The 18394-nt window shown below is 39.3% G+C and carries 17 protein-coding genes; 6 read left to right on the forward strand and 11 right to left on the reverse strand.

Annotation, left to right across the window (positions count from 1 at the left end):
- Positions 1 to 9: 9 nt before the first annotated feature.
- On the reverse strand, positions 10 to 1389 hold the full coding sequence (glmU, locus tag D8849_RS01450) for a bifunctional UDP-N-acetylglucosamine diphosphorylase/glucosamine-1-phosphate N-acetyltransferase GlmU (RefSeq protein ID WP_125385967.1): 1380 nt from the start codon (positions 1387 to 1389) through the stop codon (positions 10 to 12).
- Between the two features lie 155 nt (positions 1390 to 1544).
- Here glmU and D8849_RS01455 point away from each other — a divergent pair, with 155 nt between their 5' ends.
- The 5 genes from D8849_RS01455 to lysS all read left to right on the forward strand — a co-directional run bounded on the left by D8849_RS01455 (position 1545) and on the right by lysS (position 6009).
- Entirely contained in the window at positions 1545 to 2345 is an 801-nt protein-coding gene (locus D8849_RS01455) for a glycoside hydrolase family 25 protein (RefSeq protein WP_064275902.1), read from the forward strand.
- Between the two features lie 94 nt (positions 2346 to 2439).
- On the forward strand, positions 2440 to 3282 hold the full coding sequence (locus D8849_RS01460) for a DUF368 domain-containing protein (protein ID WP_049491386.1): 843 nt from the start codon (positions 2440 to 2442) through the stop codon (positions 3280 to 3282).
- Positions 3282 to 3761, forward strand: coding sequence for an aminoacyl-tRNA deacylase (locus D8849_RS01465; protein ID WP_042751369.1), 480 nt, complete (start codon positions 3282 to 3284; stop codon positions 3759 to 3761). Before D8849_RS01460 ends, D8849_RS01465 begins: the two co-directional genes overlap by 1 nt.
- A 2-nt stretch (positions 3762 to 3763) precedes the next feature.
- A complete protein-coding gene (locus tag D8849_RS01470) occupies positions 3764 to 4381 on the forward strand; it encodes a histidine phosphatase family protein (protein WP_042751370.1) in 618 nt (205 codons plus the stop codon).
- Between the two features lie 137 nt (positions 4382 to 4518).
- Positions 4519 to 6009 (forward strand): lysine--tRNA ligase, encoded by a 1491-nt coding sequence (gene lysS / locus D8849_RS01475; protein ID WP_000102451.1) that lies wholly within the window; start codon positions 4519 to 4521, stop codon positions 6007 to 6009.
- A 61-nt stretch (positions 6010 to 6070) separates the two neighbouring features.
- Here the strand turns inward: lysS and D8849_RS01480 are convergent, their stop codons facing one another.
- The 5 genes from D8849_RS01480 to D8849_RS01510 all read right to left on the reverse strand — a co-directional run bounded on the left by D8849_RS01480 (position 6071) and on the right by D8849_RS01510 (position 11462).
- The gene (locus D8849_RS01480) at positions 6071 to 6910 is read right to left on the reverse strand and encodes an amino acid ABC transporter substrate-binding protein (RefSeq protein ID WP_125385968.1); all 840 of its coding nucleotides are present in this window, start codon (positions 6908 to 6910) and stop codon (positions 6071 to 6073) included.
- Between the two features lie 9 nt (positions 6911 to 6919).
- Complete coding sequence (locus D8849_RS01485; protein WP_061589969.1) at positions 6920 to 7549, reverse strand: amino acid ABC transporter ATP-binding protein; 630 nt, start codon at positions 7547 to 7549, stop codon at positions 6920 to 6922.
- A gap of 9 nt (positions 7550 to 7558) precedes the next feature.
- A complete protein-coding gene (locus tag D8849_RS01490; RefSeq protein ID WP_125385969.1) occupies positions 7559 to 8200 on the reverse strand; it encodes an amino acid ABC transporter permease in 642 nt (213 codons plus the stop codon).
- Positions 8201 to 10240: 2040 nt separating this feature from the next.
- The gene (locus D8849_RS01505; protein WP_001284640.1) at positions 10241 to 10516 is read right to left on the reverse strand and encodes an HU family DNA-binding protein; all 276 of its coding nucleotides are present in this window, start codon (positions 10514 to 10516) and stop codon (positions 10241 to 10243) included.
- Positions 10517 to 10622: 106 nt separating this feature from the next.
- Complete coding sequence (locus D8849_RS01510) at positions 10623 to 11462, reverse strand: DegV family protein (RefSeq protein WP_049500761.1); 840 nt, start codon at positions 11460 to 11462, stop codon at positions 10623 to 10625.
- A gap of 140 nt (positions 11463 to 11602) precedes the next feature.
- On the opposite strand from D8849_RS01510, the gene D8849_RS01515 reads away from it, so the two are divergent.
- The gene (locus D8849_RS01515) at positions 11603 to 12451 is read left to right on the forward strand and encodes a YitT family protein (RefSeq protein ID WP_049487109.1); all 849 of its coding nucleotides are present in this window, start codon (positions 11603 to 11605) and stop codon (positions 12449 to 12451) included.
- Positions 12452 to 12481: 30 nt separating this feature from the next.
- Here the strand turns inward: D8849_RS01515 and D8849_RS01520 are convergent, their stop codons facing one another.
- The 5 genes from D8849_RS01520 to sufD form a co-directional block, all read right to left on the reverse strand.
- Positions 12482 to 13873, reverse strand: a complete 1392-nt coding sequence (locus D8849_RS01520) for an APC family permease (protein ID WP_125385970.1) — start codon at positions 13871 to 13873, stop codon at positions 12482 to 12484.
- Positions 13874 to 13996: 123 nt separating this feature from the next.
- Entirely contained in the window at positions 13997 to 15409 is a 1413-nt protein-coding gene (gene sufB / locus D8849_RS01525) for a Fe-S cluster assembly protein SufB (RefSeq protein ID WP_000797054.1), read from the reverse strand.
- Positions 15410 to 15469: 60 nt separating this feature from the next.
- Complete coding sequence (gene sufU, locus D8849_RS01530) at positions 15470 to 15907, reverse strand: Fe-S cluster assembly sulfur transfer protein SufU (protein WP_125385971.1); 438 nt, start codon at positions 15905 to 15907, stop codon at positions 15470 to 15472.
- Positions 15894 to 17120: a cysteine desulfurase gene (locus D8849_RS01535; protein ID WP_125385972.1), complete on the reverse strand. Its 1227-nt coding sequence runs from the start codon at positions 17118 to 17120 to the stop codon at positions 15894 to 15896. The genes sufU and D8849_RS01535 overlap by 14 nt, the downstream gene beginning before the upstream one ends.
- Positions 17121 to 17130: 10 nt before the next feature.
- Positions 17131 to 18393, reverse strand: coding sequence for a Fe-S cluster assembly protein SufD (gene sufD, locus D8849_RS01540; RefSeq protein WP_125385973.1), 1263 nt, complete (start codon positions 18391 to 18393; stop codon positions 17131 to 17133).
- Between the last annotated feature and the right edge of the window lies 1 nt (position 18394).

Below are 18394 nucleotides of genomic sequence, written 5' to 3' on the forward strand. Positions count from 1 at the left end.
GATAGGCTCCTACTGATTCTTAGGATGATGAGGAAGGCGTGTTGCATATTCGTCTTTGTTGACCTGACGACCACGACCAATAGCAATAGCATCCGCTGGCACGTCTTTAGTAATCGTTGAACCAGCACCAACGAGGGAATTGTCACCTAACTCAACTGGCGCAATAATGGTTGAATTTGAACCAACAAAGACATTGTTACCAATGACTGTTTTGTATTTGTTTTTGCCGTCATAGTTGACTGTAATGGTTCCAGCACCAAAATTAACCTTGCTACCCACTTCACAATTTCCGATATAAGTCAAATGACCAGCCTTAGTATTCTCACCGATTGAAGAGCCTTTCACCTCAACAAAGTTCCCAATGTGGACTTGGGTAGCTAGGCTTGAACCTGGACGAATGTGGGCATAAGGACCGACTGTCACACCGTCTGCAACACTACTTTCCTCAATCATAGAGTTGGTAATAACAGCTCCTGCTCCGATAGTGCTATCCACTATATACGTTCCATTTGTCAAAACAGTCTCAGCACCAATTTTCGTTTGCCCTTTCAAGGTAACATTGGCTTCGATTTGAACTTCAGGAGCAATCTCAACATCAATATCGATATAAGTTGCTTCTGGGTTGACAAAGCTGACCCCATTGACCATGTGTTTATGATTGATGCGACGACGCATAACCGACTCAGCAGTCGCAAGAGCCACACGGTCGTTTACTCCAAGACTCTCATCAAAATCTTTTAACGTATAAGCTCCGACTTTTTCACCAGCCTCACGGAAAATACCAATGACATCTGTAATATAGTATTCGCCTTGAGCGTTATTGGTATTGATATTTTTCAAAGCCTCAAACAAACGCTCGTTATCAAAAACATATGTTCCAGTGTTGATTTCCTTGATTTGTTTTTCAAAATCTGTAGCATCCTTTTGCTCCACAATGCGAAGAACCTCAGCATTGTCATTACGCACAATTCGTCCATAGCCAAAAGGATTTTCTGTTTCAGCAGTCAAGATAGTCGCCACATTTTTATGATTGATGTGGAAATCAATCAAGTTTTTCAAGCTTTCACCTGTGATTAAAGGAGTATCTCCTGCAATGACCAAGGTGTGCCCTGACAAACCTTCTAGGATAGGCTCTGTCATCATAACTGCATGACCAGTCCCTAACTGTTCAGATTGAGTTACAAATTCTGTCTGTCCAGCCAAGACCTCTTCAACCAATTCTGCCTTGTGTCCGACAACTGTGACTGTCTTTTCAGGTTGGATAGCTCCCACACTACGGAAAACATGTTCTAGCATAGAAATACCCGCAACCTTGTGCAAAACTTTTGGCAAATCCGATTTCATGCGAGTTCCTTTACCCGCTGCTAAAATAATGGCATAATTTGACATAATCTTCTCTTTTCTCTAGAAATTCCCTTTTATTATACCATATTTCAAATCATTCCGCGCTATTGAATGAAAAAATGCTCTAAAGTCCTCTATTAACCCATTTTTTGAGTATTTTTTTTTGATTTTTTTTCATTTATAAGGTAAAATTATAAGATATGAGAAAGAAAATTAATCCGCTTATTTTGTTTGGTTTTTTTGGGATTATGATTTTAATTTTAATCCTAAATCGCCCTCGTTTTGAGGACCATCCTGTAAAAACAAAGTCAAATATCGCGCAAGTAGAATCGCAAGCGCTACATAATATAGATAAACCGGTGATTGATGTTTCTGGTTGGCAACGACCTGAGGAAATTAATTACGATACTCTCTCCCAAAACATTTCAGGAGCTATTGTTCGCGTCCATAGTGGCGCTCAGTCTTCAAAAGAGAATGATGCTTCCTTTGTTAATGGGGTAGACAAGGCCTTTAAAACCCATATTACCGAGTTTCAAAAACGAAATGTCCCAGTTGGGGTCTATGCCTATGTAGCTGGAAAAAGTATCCAAGAAATGGAAAAGGCTGCTGAAAGTTTTTATAATTCCGCATCGCCATACAGCCCTAGCTACTATTGGCTAGATGTGGAAGAAAAAACCATGTCCAATATGAACGAAGGTGTTGAAGCCTTTCGTGCAAAACTAGAATCACTAGGTGCTAAAAATATCGGAATCTACGTTGGGGTCTATTTCATGGAAGAACACAGTATTGATACTGACAAGTTTACGTCTGTGTGGATTCCTTCCTATGGTTCTGACTCAGGATTTTACGAGGCAACTCCTAAGACTGATATAGATTATGACATTCACCAGTACACTTCTAAAGGAAAAATTGCTGGCTTTGACCACGATTTGGATATCAACGTCATCTCTTCTTTAAAAAATAAAGAAGAAACCTTTAGAAAACTCTTTTTAAAACCTTAAAAGCATTTGTTTCTCATTTGCTTTTTCTTTTTGTTTTAGATTGTGATACAATATAGTAAGGATTTTTTGAAATAGAAATAGTTGGAGGAAAAATATGCTCTCATGGTTAGCACGCGTTATTAAAGGGATTGTCATTGCTCTGGGATTTATCTTACCAGGAATTTCCGGAGGGGTTTTAGCAGCAATCTTAGGTATTTATGAACGAATGATTGGCTTTCTGGCTCATCCCTTTAAAGACTTTAAAGAAAATGTTTTGTACTTTATTCCAGTTGCCATTGGTATGCTTCTGGGAATCGGCTTATTTTCCTATCCGATTGAATACCTGCTTGAAAATTATCAGGTCTTTGTCTTATGGAGCTTTGCAGGAGCTATCATTGGTACAGTTCCTAGCCTCCTCAAAGAATCAACTCGAGAATCTGACCGAGACAAGATTGATTTAGCTTGGTTCTGGACAACCTTTATCATTTCTGGATTAGGACTCTATGCCTTAAATTTTGTCGTTGGAACCTTGAGCGCCAACTTTCTTAATTTCGTCCTAGCAGGTGCACTGCTGGCTCTTGGCGTATTAGTTCCTGGCCTCAGTCCATCAAATCTACTTTTGATTTTGGGTCTCTATGCTCCTATGTTGACTGGTTTTAAAACCTTTGACCTCTTGGGAACCTTCTTCCCGATTGGAATCGGGGCAGGTGCAACTCTCATTATTTTTTCAAAATTGATGGATTATGCCTTAAACAACTACCACTCACGCGTCTATCATTTCATCATCGGTATCGTCCTATCAAGTACCCTTTTGATCTTGATTCCAAATGCAGGAAACGCTGAAAGTATCCAATACACTGGTATTTCTCTTGTTGGGTATGTCATCATCGCCTTCTTCTTTGCACTGGGAATCTGGCTTGGTATTTGGATGAGCCAATTGGAGGATAAATATAAATAATGGCAAAAAAAGTTAAAGTCAAAAAAACATTGGTGGAACAAATCCTGTCTAAAGCAGGTATCCCACATCAGGGGATTCAAATCAATGCCCTGGAAGGAGAACTTCCTCAAGATTATGAACGAGATCAGATTTTCAAAACCTTGGCTCTTTTGGGGGATAAAACAGGACCGATTATCGGAATTGTCCCTATCACTCAACACTTGTCGGAAAAGAAACTAGCCAAAATTTCTGGCAATAAAAAAGTGAGCATGATTCCACAAAAGGACTTGGAAAAAACAACTGGTTACATTCATGGAGCAAATAATCCTGTCGGAATTCGTCAGAAACACAATTATCCCATTTTTATCGATAAGATTGCTCTAGACTTGGATCAAATGATTGTCTCTGCAGGCGAAGTTGGTCACAGCATTATCGTCGCACCGCAAGACTTGGCTAGCTTTGTAAAAGCTGACTTTGTAGATATCTTGGAGGGCAACTAAGAATGAAACTCTACTTTGTCCGCCACGGCCGTACCCTCTGGAACCAAGAAGGACGCTTTCAAGGCGCTAGTGGAGATTCTCCCCTTCTTCCTGAATCCATTGACATCCTCAAAAAACTAGGCCATTATCTCAAGGATATTCCTTTTGATCAGATTTATTCAAGTGATTTACCTCGAGCGGTCAAATCTGCTGAAATTATCCAAAGTCAACTCCAGGCGCCCTGTCCTTTAGAAAGTGTCCCTAATCTCCGTGAATGGCAACTGGGGAAGTTAGAAGGTTTGAAAATTGCAACCTTGGAAGCTATTTACCCGCAACAAATCAAAGCTTTCCGATCTAATCTTGCTCAATTTGACACTCAAATGTTCGGAGCCGAATCCCTCTATAGTACTACAAAACGGACCATCCAATTTATCAAATCATTAAAAGATAGTCCTGCTGAGCGTATTCTAATTGTCGGTCACGGCGCCAATCTTACTGCCAGTCTTCGTACTCTTCTAGGTTATAAAGAGCCACTTCTTCGTAAAGATGGCGGTCTAGCAAATGCCAGCCTAACCATTCTAGAAACACATGATTTTGAAACATTCACTCTCGATACTTGGAATGATACTTCCTATCAATAACAGAACTTGATTTTAGCGTCAAGTTCTTTTTAGTTTTGAAAGATTATCCGTGAATTTCTTGGCTATTTATGATAAAATGGGAGTATCGCAAAAAATGACTCATCGTATTCAATTTTGAGTAAAACTAGGAGGATCCCATGTCAACAGAACATATGGAAGAACTAAATGACCAGCAGATCGTTCGCCGTGAAAAAATGGCTGCGCTCCGTGAACAAGGAATCGATCCTTTCGGAAAACGTTTTGAACGTACTGCAAATTCACAAGAATTAAAAGATAAATATGCTGACCTCGATAAAGAACAATTACACGATAAAAACGAAACAGCTACTATCGCTGGACGCTTGGTAACCAAACGTGGTAAAGGTAAAGTTGGATTTGCCCACCTTCAAGACCGCGAAGGCCAAATCCAAATCTACGTTCGTAAAGATGCTGTCGGTGAAGAAAACTACGAAATCTTCAAAAAAGCAGACTTAGGAGATTTCCTTGGTGTCGAAGGTGAAGTGATGCGTACAGATATGGGAGAACTCTCTATCAAGGCAACTCACATTACACACTTGTCTAAGGCCCTTCGTCCACTTCCAGAGAAATTTCACGGTTTGACAGACGTTGAAACCATTTACCGTAAACGTTACCTGGACTTGATTTCTAACCGTGAAAGCTTCGAGCGTTTTGTCACTCGTTCAAAAATCATCTCTGAAATCCGTCGTTACCTAGACCAAAAAGGTTTCCTTGAAGTGGAAACACCTGTTCTCCACAACGAGGCTGGTGGTGCTGCTGCTCGTCCATTTATCACTCACCACAATGCCCAAAATATTGATATGGTTCTTCGTATTGCGACTGAGCTTCACTTAAAACGCCTTATCGTTGGTGGTATGGAACGCGTTTATGAAATTGGCCGTATCTTCCGTAACGAAGGAATGGATGCTACTCATAACCCTGAATTTACTTCTATCGAAGTATACCAAGCTTATGCTGACTTCCAAGACATCATGGACTTGACGGAAGGCATTATCCAACATGCTGCTAAATCAGTCAAAGGCGATGGTCCTGTTAACTATCAAGGTACTGAAATCAAGATCAACGAACCATTTAAACGTGTTCATATGGTGGATGCTATCAAGGAAATTACTGGTGTAGATTTCTGGCAAGATATGACTTTGGAAGAAGCTAAAGCTATCGCTGCTGAGAAGAAAGTTCCAGTTGAGAAACATTACACTGAAGTTGGCCACATCATCAATGCTTTCTTTGAAGAGTTTGTTGAAGAAACCTTGATCCAACCGACCTTTGTCTATGGACATCCAGTAGCTGTATCTCCACTAGCTAAGAAGAATCCTGAAGACGAACGCTTTACTGACCGTTTCGAACTCTTCATCATGACCAAAGAGTACGGAAATGCCTTTACTGAATTGAATGATCCAATCGACCAACTTAGCCGTTTTGAAGCCCAAGCTAAAGCTAAAGAACTTGGTGACGATGAGGCAACAGGTATCGACTACGATTACATTGAAGCTCTTGAATATGGTATGCCACCAACAGGTGGTTTGGGAATCGGTATCGACCGTCTCTGCATGCTCCTAACTGATACAACTACTATCCGTGATGTATTGCTCTTCCCAACAATGAAATAACCTCTTATCCTCTGGTACTTGCCAGAGGATTTTTCGATACAAAAAGAGACTGAGGAAAAACTCAATCTCTACTTTTCACTTCTTTTGTTGCCACATCTTCTCCAAACCATTTCTGGCTGATTTCCTGGAACTTTCCTTCTTTGTATAGTTCAATAAAGGCTTGGTTTAATACTGTTAATAATCTTTTATCAGCTGGTCTAACTCCAACAGCAAAAGATTCACTTTCAAATCCAGCTGAAAAGACATTGTAATCATTTAATATCCCCTCAGACTGGAGGTAATAATTAGCATACACTCGGTCAATCAACAAAGCATCAATCCGATCATTTTTCAAATCAATTAAGGCTTCATTGAAACTCTGGTATTGATTGCCCTTCTGGTCTTTAACACGATTTTTCAGTAAGTCTGGCTGAGCTTCAAAGTCTAAATAACCAGAGGAACCTGCTTGAGCTCCCAAGGTCTTATCCTTCATATCCTCTACTGAACGAATTTGCTTGCTTTTCTTCGTAACTAGTACTTGCTGATTTTCCATATAAGGAATACTAAAGGCAACTTTTTCTCGGCGTTCATCAGTCGCAGAATAGCCATTCCAAATGGCATCTATGGTTCCATTTTGCAGTTCCGTCTCCTTCATATCCCAGTCGATTGGCTGGAATTGCACCTTGACACCTAATTTTTCAGAAACTGCTTGCGCCAAATCAATATCAAAGCCTGTATATTGGCCATTCTTTTCTTCAAATCCCATGGGTACAAAGGTATTGTCAAAACCAATGGTTATACTCCCCTGCTCTTGATACTTATCCCAGTTATCCTGCTTTGGATCATTGGCTTTCTGAGTACAAGCCGTTAAAAAGAGAGTCAGGAGAGAAACCAATACTAAAGCAATTTTCTTATTAGTCATTGGCACCTCCTACTTGGGTTCAACCTTGAGAATCTGATCTGCGATATTTTCAGCAAACTGAAAATCATGGGTAACCACAATCTGGGTCATGCCAAGTTCCCTATTTTGCAAGATCAGTTTTTCCACTTCCAAGCGTAATTCAGGATCTAGGGCAGAAGTTGGTTCATCGTAGCCAATGATTTCTGGGTCAATCATCATAGCACGCGCCAAGGCCACTCTTTGCTTTTGCCCACCTGATAGTGAGAAGGGATAAGCATCTGCATGTCCTGCCAGTCCTAATTGTTCCAAAAGACCTCGCGCCTTCTGCTCAGCCTCATCCTGCTTCATTCCCATCGTTTTCACAGGCGATAAGGTCAAATTGTCTAGAACTGATAAATGAGGGAACAGTTGAAAATCTTGGAATACAAATCCCAGTAGATTGCGCTTCTCCAGTTCATCCAATTCTAAAGGTTTTCCATTATAAAAAATTTCCCCTGAATCAATGGTTTCAAGGCCCGCAAGCATGCGTAAGAGAGTCGTCTTACCTCCACCCGAAGGCCCAACGATAGCTAGGATTTGCTTTTCAGGAATCTTTAGACTGAAATTGGACAAAATTTGCTTTTCACCAAACCCTTTATTGATATTTCGTAATTCTAACATTCCAGCCTCCTATCTATAGTAACTGTACTTCTTCTCAACTTTTTTGGAAATGATTGTCACAATCCCAATCAAAATCAAGTAAATGGCTCCTGCCAAGAACATGGGAACAAGACTGGCATCACGGTTGGCAGCTGTTCGACTAGCCAAGATAAGGTCTGAAATGCCTAGAGCATAGACCAGGGAAGTATCCTTAACCAAACTCATAACCTCATTAAATGCACTAGGAAGAACAATCTTAGTCACCTGAGGCAAGATAATATAGCGGACTGTGTCAAAAGAACCAAACTTCAAAACCTTAGCAGCCTCATATTGGCCTTTAGGAATGGTATCAATCCCTCCACGGAAGATTTCAGCAAAGTAAGCCGCATAATTCAAAACAAAGGCAATAATGGCCGCAGGAAGACGATCCAAACGGATCCCAATGCTTGGGAGCACATAATAGATAAAGATCAATTGCAAGAGCAAGGGTGTGCCTCGCATGATCCAGATATAAATGTTAATCAGATGATGGAGGGGCTTCCAATGGACTTGCAAGGCAAAGGCAATCAAAACGCCCAAGGGAATAGAAAAAATCAAGACCAGTGCAAAAACCTGCAAAGTCATGCTTGCACCGCTCAATAAACTCGGTAATATCTCAAACAAATAAGACATACTGCACCTCCTAAAAATAATTGTTCCCATTATAGCATAAATAAACAAGATATCCAAGAATTTTTGTAAAAAAATTCTCTTTAAAAAATAAAAACTATATCTATCAAAAAAGAAAGGACGAAATGTGTCCTTTCTCGATCTTAGCTTTCCTTTAACTAAAGATCCATAACATCATCCATAGCAAGACTCATGAACCCCCAGATAAACAAACCAAGGACTAAATAAGCATAGAGTGGCAGGGAAGCAAAGATAAAAGGTGATAGTAAAATCATACCCAAGGTATCTCCAAAATTTGTACAAATACAATACAATCCAAAAGAAAGATAAAGGATAAAAATAATAAACCAAAAGTAAAATCTCTTGCGTGCTTTTTCTTTTCGAAACATTTCTTCCACCTCCCATTCTATAGTTCTATTATATTACTAAGACTTTTATTTGTAAAAGTACTATCAAAAAGAAAGGACTTTTTAATTTCTTTATATCGTTGCAAATTACGATAAGCTAATTCTACGCAAACCAATAAAGATAATCCTCCAACTGATATCAAAAATAACGGAAAGAATGGTGCATAAATTACCAACATAATAAAAGTTACAAAGATTTCTTCCATTTTCTTCTATATCATAATTAAAAATATAAACAATCGTGTAGGTATAGAGTGCTAAGGCAGAAATAGCCACACCTAACCAAATATGTGCCTAAATCAATCCTTTTCTAGTCATCTTTCTCCCCAGCTCACTATAGAGCCTCTCTATTCCTTTACCAATCGTTTCTGATCGTCCTTATTGTGGCTTTGTTGATACAAAGTCGAGTTTATTTAAAATTCTCTCATCAACTCTCACTGGTATAACAAATTGCTTATCCATATAGTCCCCATATTTTTAACATTACTATACTCTCTTATAGCTACATTGACAAGTTAAGGTTCAAAACCAGCTAAATCGATTACTTCTTATTTATCACTTTTTCAATTGTTGCCAGGACTCCATTAGTCCCTTCCATGAAATCACGAATACTCACACCAGAAGCCCCTCTTTAACTTGCCTGATAAAACTATAAAAACGTTTGAAAATTTGCTCAAGTGCCATCACTTCCTTTTTGGCTCTACATCACCTACTAAGTGAGCAAAAAATTCTGTAAAGATAGACATAATTTTTGCCAAATCTGTTTATTTCAGTAAATCATTAATAGTTACATCATCTCAGAGATTAGCAATAAATTCCAACTGCTTTTCAATTTTTTTACTTCTACAATTTCGTTTTCTACTGTATCCATTAAAATTAAGGAATCACGATAATATAAAGATAAAAGGATATCTGGCTCTCTCTTCTTATCCTATATCTGTCTTATTCAGTCGACATTTAAATTTCTTCAACTTTTCAGCATTATATCCATATACAATAGTAGCATAATGACCATTTGTTGCAGTATCTAAGCTATATATTAAAGTAAATTTCACTTTTTTAGAAGAGTGGTGGACTTTTTACCAAAAAAAATCTAAGGGAGCTATATCAGCTCTCTTAATAGTAGCATGAATGATTTTAAATAGGCATTTTAGATTTATATCGATATAAAATACATTCAAAGCTTTCTAATCAAACTTGATCTTTCAAAGTCAAAATCAGAATGATTTAAGTTAATCTTAAACCTGCCTCTTGATTACACAGTGAACCTTGAGTATATCGAATATAATTCTGCATGACGAGCAAAACTGCCAAAAATCGTAAAAACTATTGAAGATTTAAATCTGAAAACAAATACACAACTTGAAGAATCCATTGATAGGCACCTCACCTACCACATCTTTAGGCATACTCTCATAAGCAGAATAGCGTAACTCTAAAAGCAATTATGGCAAGAGTAGGACGTTCTGATTCTAGGACAATAAACAAAATCTACACACGTTACAAAGAAGATGGATGGCAATATCCTCAATTTGCTAGATAATTTATAGTTTTGCCCCAAAAATGCCCCAAAACAAAAATAAAAGCCTACTGCTCAAGCTAGAAAGCTTGATACAATAGGCTTTTTATAGATTGATTATTTAACAGCGTCTTTAAGAGCTTTACCAGCTTTGAATGCTGGAACTTTAGAAGCTGCAATTTTGATTTCTTTACCAGTTTGTGGGTTGCGACCTTTACGTGCAGCACGCTCACGAACTTCAAAGTTACCAAAACCGATCAATTGAACTTTTTCACCAGCTGCAAGGTACTCAGTTACTGCTGCGAATACAGCTTCAACTGCTGCTGCTGAGTCTTTCTTAGTCAATTCTGTAGCTTCTGCTACTTTAGCGATCAAATCTTGTTTGTTTGCCATGTTAATGATTCCTCCAATATAATTTCTAATTAACAAATATAATCATATCCTAAAATCCCTTTTTGGTCAAGTTAAAAACTCTATTTCTTCCCATTTTATTTATTTTTTAGGAGTGGTAACGTACTAAAATAGCCCAAGCATTCTCACCCGTGTGAGTTTGAATAATAGAGCCCGTTTCCAAAACTGAAATTGGCTTTTCAACATAAGCTTGTAAGCTTTCTTTCATCTCTTTTGCCCAATCAGCACTACCAGAATATGAAATTCCAATCTCTGCTACAGAACGTTCAGAGAGCGATGTTATTAACTCATCTAACCATTTTTTAAAGGTTTTAGCTCCACGACCTTTAACGATTGGCTGCAATTCATGGTCTTTCATCTGCATGACAACACGGATATTGAGAAGGGAGCTCAACAATCCAGTTACACGCCCAATTCGTCCACCTTTAACAAGATTTTCCAAAGTCGAAACGCCAATATAGAGTTCTGTGTGGTTTTTAACCTCTTCTACATGAGATAAGATTTCCTCCAACTCCTTGCCTTCTTGCGCTAATTTTGCAGCCTCAACAACTTGGAATTTCAAGGCTTGGTCAGTGAAGGAACTATCAATAACTGTCACATCGGCAGTAGATAAGCTAGCACCTTGACGTGCCGCTTCTACAGTACCAGAAAGGGCATGAGACATATGAATAGCAAGAATCTGGCTACCATCTTTACATAGGTCTTCAAAAACTTCAGCAAAGACACCTACAGGTGGCTGACTTGTTTTCGGAAGATTTTTACTTTCTTGCATCAACTGAAGAAATTTACCTTCTTCTTTCAAATCCGCATCAGAATAGACAACATTATCAATCATTACAGATAACGGAACAACAGTGATATCTAATTGTTTTACTAGTTCAGGTTCAATAGTAACAGATGAATCGGTTACAATCTTAATTTTTGTCATAGTATCAATCTTTCTATTTTAGGATTCAGATTGGTTTTCTTACTTTTAATTATATCAAAAAAAGATTAAAAATCCTAATGGAGTCATTCAAATTTTCCTTAAAAATTTGATATAATCTACTTATAAGAAAAGAGGTCCCTATGATTAAAAAAATTTATCCCATTTTAACCATTTTACTAGGTGCTGCTATCTATGCTTTTGGGTTGACTTATTTTGTAGTTCCTCATCATCTCTTTGAAGGAGGGGCGACAGGTATTACCCTCATCACCTTTTATCTTTTTAAAATCCCTGTTTCTCTCATGAACTTGCTGATTAACATTCCCCTTTTCATCCTAGCTTGGAAAATATTTGGAGCCAAATCCCTCTATTCCAGTTTACTAGGGACCTTAGCTCTGTCCGCCTGGTTGGCTTTTTTTGAGCGTATTCCCCTTCATATTGATCTGCAAGGTGATTTACTAATCACTGCCCTTATAGCTGGGATTCTATTGGGAATTGGTCTTGGAATTATCTTTAATGCTGGAGGTACAACTGGTGGTACTGATATTCTAGCTCGTATTCTCAATAAATACACTCATATATCCATGGGTAAACTGCTCTTTATCTTAGATTTTTGTATTCTCATGCTCATTCTCCTCATCTTCAAGGACTTGAGATTGGTTTCCTACACGCTCTTATTTGATTTTATCGTTTCTCGTGTTATTGATTTGATTGGAGAAGGTGGCTATGCTGGTAAAGGTTTTATGATTATCACAAAACGTCCTGACCAACTTGCTAAGGCGATTAATGATGACCTAGGTAGAGGCGTTACTTTCATCTCAGGTCAAGGTTATTATAGTCAAGAAGATTTGAAGATTATCTACTGTATTGTCGGAAGAAATGAAATTGTGAAAATGAAGGAAATGATTCATCGAATTGATCCTCAAGCCTTTATAACTATTACAGAAGCCCATGAAATCCTAGGAGAAGGTTTCACATATATAAAAGAGTAAGCAAAAAGCTGGGAAGTTCCAGCTTTTTCTTTATTCAGAAAGTGTAGAATGACGATAGCCATAAGTAAAGTAAATCACAAGTCCAACTACAAGAGCAATGCCAAACGCAATCCATGTTTCTATACTATATTGAAGCATAAAGGAAAGACAGATTAGAATCGAGAGAATCGGTAACAAGGGAACTAGGGGAGTTTTGAATTCTCCTTCTTTAGGCATTCCCTTATTCTTTCTAAGTTTTATAATTCCATAAGCCAATAAAATAAGATAAGCCAGCGTACAAATATTTAGAAAGGCTGCAATACTAGCCAGTGGAAACACTCCTGCTGCAATTGCAGAAGCAACTCCAGTTAAGATGGTCGCATTTTTAGGAACACGACTTGTTTTGCTTAATTGCTTAAAACTTCGAGGTAAAAGACCATCACGTGCTAAACTGTAAATCATACGCGATAAGGCATAAGTCATAGAAATACACACTGTTATTAGGGTTAAAATGGCCACTAATGACACATAATTAGCTGCCCAACCAATTCCTATACTTCGCAATGAAAATGCTACAGCATCATCCACATTGAGTTGGCTGTAGTGAACAATCCCTGTCAATACTAATGTAACCAGAGCATAGAGAATCGTTACGATTGTCAAAGACAAAACAATACCTCGTGGGACATTCTTTTGTGGATTTTGAATTTCATCAACAGCCATCGAAATAGATTCAAATCCTAGGAAACCAAAGAACATCAAAGATGCTCCTGCCATTATTCCAGTACTTCCACCATAAATTTGACCAAAACCAAAGGGAGCAAAGTTGGACCAATTTTCTGGTTTAATATACCAGATACCAACTAGAATAAACAAAGCGAGAGCAGAGAATTTCAAGATGACTAGAAGCGAATTAAAACGCAAAGCCGCCTTGGAATTTAATAAAACTAGACCGGTTACCAGTGTCAATACCAAAATAGGTAAAAGGTCTATATAGGTACCCTGCTCAGGGTTAAAGGTCCCATTCAAGGCTTGAGGCATTGAAATACTATAGTTACTGAGCAAGCCTTTAAAATAAGCTGCCCAGCCAGAGGCCACACCAGAAACTGCTGTCATGAACTCCATGATGGTCAACCAACCAGCAATCCAAGCTGGTAATTCACCCAAAATTGCATACAAATAACTATAAGCACCACCAGTTGCAGGAACACGAGAGGCAAACTCTGCGAAAAAGAGGGCGGATAAAGAAACACACAGGGCAGAAATCACTATAGATACAACCAGTGACGGACCAGCAAGCGTTGCTGCTGCGGTTCCTGTAATGGTAAAAATCCCAGTTCCTACCATGGCACCGATTCCTAATAAAATCAAATCCCATAATTTTAAATGACGGTGCATTTCAGTACGTCCCAAGCTAACATCTTTTGTTCTAAAAATATTCATACTTCATCTCCATTAAATATGATTGTTTTATTTTATCATATAAAAGGGATTTTGTGAATATTTATAAGATAATTTTTCAAAAAAATCCGAACAGAATAAATCCTGCTCAGATTCTACATATTCTTAGCCAACTGATCCTTCCATTTCATAGCTAATCAAACGGTTCAGCTCAACTGCATATTCCATTGGAAGTTCTTTTGTAAAGGGTTCTACAAATCCCATTACAATCATCTCAGTTGCCTCAGATTCTGACAATCCACGGCTCATGAGGTAATAGAGTTGCTCTTCTGAAATCTTAGATACCTTAGCTTCGTGTTCCAAAGCGACTTGTGAGTTGTGAATTTCATTAAACGGAATGGTATCTGATGCTGATAAGTCATCCATGATAATGGTATCACACTCGATGTGAGAAACAGATTTCTTAGAGTTCTTGTTGAAGGTTACTTGTCCACGGTAGTCAACCTTTCCTCCACCTTTAGCGATGGATTTAGACACGATAGACGAGCTTGTATGTGGAGCGTTGTGGATCATCTTAGCTCCAGTATCCTGGTGTTGCCCAGCATTGGCAAAAGCGATAGAGAGCATAGTACCACGCGCCCCTTCTCCATCAAGGTAAACTGATGGATATTTCATAGTAGTCTTGGCACCCAAGTTACCATCAATCCACTCAACAGTGGCATCCTTTTGAGCCTTCGCACGTTTTGTAACCAAGTTATAGACGTTATCAGACCAGTTTTGGATAGTCGTATAACGCATATAAGCTCCGTCTAAGGCAAAGATTTCTACGATGGCAGCATGCAAGCTGTTACTTGAATAAGTTGGCGCTGTACATCCTTCTACATAATGAACACTTGCTCCCTCATCAACGATAATCAAGGTACGTTCAAACTGACCAGTATTTTCGTTGTTGATACGGAAGTAAGTTTGAAGTGGAATATCTACCTTGACCCCTTTTGGTACGTAGATAAAGGTTCCACCAGACCATACTGCTGAGTTAAGGGCAGCCAATTTGTTATCTGTTGGCGGTACCAACTTAGCAAAGTATTGTTTAAACAAATCTGGGTATTCCTTGAGGGCAGAATCCGTATCTGTAAAGATAATCCCCAATTTTTGGAACTCTTCCTTCATGTTGTGGTAAACAACTTCTGATTCATACTGGGCAGAGGCACCAGCTAGATATGCACGCTCAGCTTCAGGAATCCCGATACGTTCAAAGGTTTCTTTAATCTTTTCAGGAACCTCATCCCATGAACGGGCTGGTTTATCAGATGGTTTTTGATAATAAATCAGGTCATCAAAATCAATCTCTGACAAATCTGCTCCCCAAGTTTGCATGGGCATTTTTTTGAAGGTTTCATAAGACTTCAAACGGAATTCTAGCATCCACTCAGGTTCTCCCTTAGCAGCTGATAGTTCACGAATGACATCTTCATTCAATCCTTTTCCTGTCGATAGGACAGGCTCTACATCATCATGGAAACCAAATTTATATTCACCAAGATCAATTGGTTTTGGTTCTACTCTTTCTTCAGCCATAATATCCTTTCTTTCATTCTTCATTTCTACTGATTCATAAGACAAAAGAAACTTGTCTTACTAATTTTCTTGATTTTCAATTGTTTTCTTTAGGGCGTTCCAAGCTAGGGTTGCACACTTAATTCGTTGAGGGAATTTGGCAACACCTGACAAGAAAGCTGCATCGCCTAGTTGGTCTTGGCGTTCATCTTTTTGTCCTTGAACCATTTCAGAAAAAATAGTCGCAAGTTCTAAAATTTCTTGCTTGGTCTTACCCAAAACAGCATCTGTCATCATGCTTGCAGAGGCAGTTGAGATAGTACAACCTGAGTTTAGAAAAGCGATATCTTCCAAACGGTCATCTACATCAAACTTGACAGAGAGGTTGATGACATCTCCACAGGTCGGATTGTTGAGACTGATTTGCTCAGCATCTTCCAACTTCCCTTGGTGATGTGGATTTTTCGAATGGTCCGCTACCACTGCCATATAAAGACTATCTAGTTTAGAAAGTGCCATTGAAAAACTCCTTTGTCTTTTGTAAGGCATCGACTAGCTTGTCGCAATCTACCTTGGTATTGTAGATATAAAAACTTGCACGAGCTGTTGCTGGAACATCCAAATACTGGAGCAAGGGTTGAGCACAGTGGTGACCTGCTCGAACAGCCACTCCTTCATAATCCAAAGCAGTAGCAAGGTCGTGCGGATGAAGGTCGCCTAGGTTAAAAGCAATGACACCTGAACGTTGAGCCAAGTCCTGTGAACCATAAATGGTCAGTCCTTCAATCGCCTGCAGTTTTGGAAAGACGTATGAGATTAATTCCTGTTCATGGGCTTCAATGGCATCCATACCAATCTTTTCCAGATAATCCACTGCAGTAGCAAGTCCGATTGCACCTGCCATATTGGGAGTTCCTGCCTCGAATTTCCAAGGCAATTCCTTCCAACTAGCAGATTGTTCATAAACGAAATCAATCATTTCACCGCCAAATTCTACTGGTGACATTTGCTCCAGATACTTTTCTTTGCCATAAAGAACACCGATACCAGTCGGACCAGCCATCTTGTGACCTGAAAAGGCAAAGAAGTCCACATCCAAGTCCTGGACATCAATCTTCATATGAGGCGTAGATTGAGCACCATCCACCACCATGATGGCTCCAACTTGGTGGGCCAATTGAGTGATTTCTTTGATTGGATTGACCACACCAAGAACATTTGAGGCGTGAGCAAGGGAGACAAACTTAACTCTATCAGTCAATTTAGCTCGCAAATCATCCATATCCAGAGCTCCATTCTTGAGATAGACATAAACAAGCTCTGCCCCAGTCTTGCGGCAGGCTTCCTGCCAAGGAATGATATTGGAATGGTGTTCCATGACAGAAATCAAAACCTGATCTCCTTCAGTCAAGACTTCCTCTGCAAAGCGCGCCACCCAGTTCAGGCTTGTTGTCGTTCCTCTAGTAAAGAGAACTTCCTTTGTTGAGCCTGCATTGATAAACTTACCAATGGTTTCACGAGCCGCCTCATAAGAAGCAGTCGCTCTCTCTGCCAAGGTATGAACACCACGGTGAACATTGGCATTGTCCTTCTCATAATAGTGGTTGATTGTTTCAAGAACTGCTAGTGGTTTTTGTGTCGTCGCAGCATTGTCCAAATAGACCAAAGGTTCATCGTTGACGATCTGGTCTAAAATCGGAAAATCCTTGCGAATCGCTTCTACATCTAACATAGGCTACCCCTTAGCGTTTTGACAATTTTTCTTCGATAGTTGCTATCATTTCATCACGAACTTCCTTGACTGGAATCTCAACGATAACAGAGCCAAGGAAACCACGAACAACCAAACGCTCTGCCGTTGCTTTGTCCAAGCCACGGCTCATGAGGTAATACATATCTTCTGGATCTACCTGACCGATAGAAGCTGCATGACCTGCAGTAACGTCATTTTCATCAATCAAAAGAATTGGATTGGCATCTGAACGCGCTTGGTCTGAAAGCATAAGAACACGGCTCTCTTGTTGCGCATCTGCTCCCTTGGCCCCCTTGATAATGTGCCCGATACCGTTGAAAGTTAAAGTTGCTTTTTCAAGGATAACACCATGTTGCAGGATATTTCCGATTGAGTTGCAACCATAGTTAGTCACTCGAGTATCAATTCCTTGTACCTGACGACCACTTGAAAGAGCAACAACCTTAAGGTCTGCATGGCTACCATTTCCAATCAAATCGCTATCAAAGTCCGCAACGACATTTCCTTCGTTCATGACACCGATAGCCCAGTCAATACTTGCATCGTTGCCCAATTTACCTCGGCGGCTAATGTAGGCAGTGACATTCTCACCGAGACGGTCGATCGCAGCAAACTTCACTTGCGCGCCTGAACGAGCAATCACTTCTACTGTGATGTTGGCAGTCGCCTTAGCACTACCCTCACCACGTGATTCTAAACGTTCTAGATAACTAATCTTAGAGTTTTTACCAGCGATAATCATAATATGCTTGTTAAACGGCACATCGCTATCGCTGTCTTGATAGAAAATTCCTTCGATTGGTTCAGCAATTTCCACGTTATCAGGGATGTAGAGAACAGCACCACTGTTGAAATAAGCTGTATGGTAGGCTGCCAACTTGTCATCGTCATACTTAACAGATGACATGAAGAATTCTTCAATCAGCTCTGGATTTTCTTCTAAAGCTGAATGGAAATCTGTGAAGACAACACCCTGTTCAGCTAACTCAACTGGAGTTTGCTCAAAAACAGTCTGAGTTCCTACTTGCACCAACTTCAAGTGATTATCTAGAGCTGTGAAATCTGGAACATTTGCTGATGGCTCACTTTCTGTAATCGTTCCATCACCCAGATTCCAACGGTGGAATTTGACACGCTCAATAACTGGTAACTCTAAACTTTCCATCTTATCAAAAGCTTTTTGACGGAGGTCAGCCAACCAGCTTGGTTCAGCGTGCATTTCTGAAAAAAGTTTAATATTTTCTTTAGTCATT

Source organism: Streptococcus mitis (assembly GCF_003942765.1).
Classification (GTDB): Bacteria; Bacillota; Bacilli; order Lactobacillales; family Streptococcaceae; genus Streptococcus; species Streptococcus mitis_BE.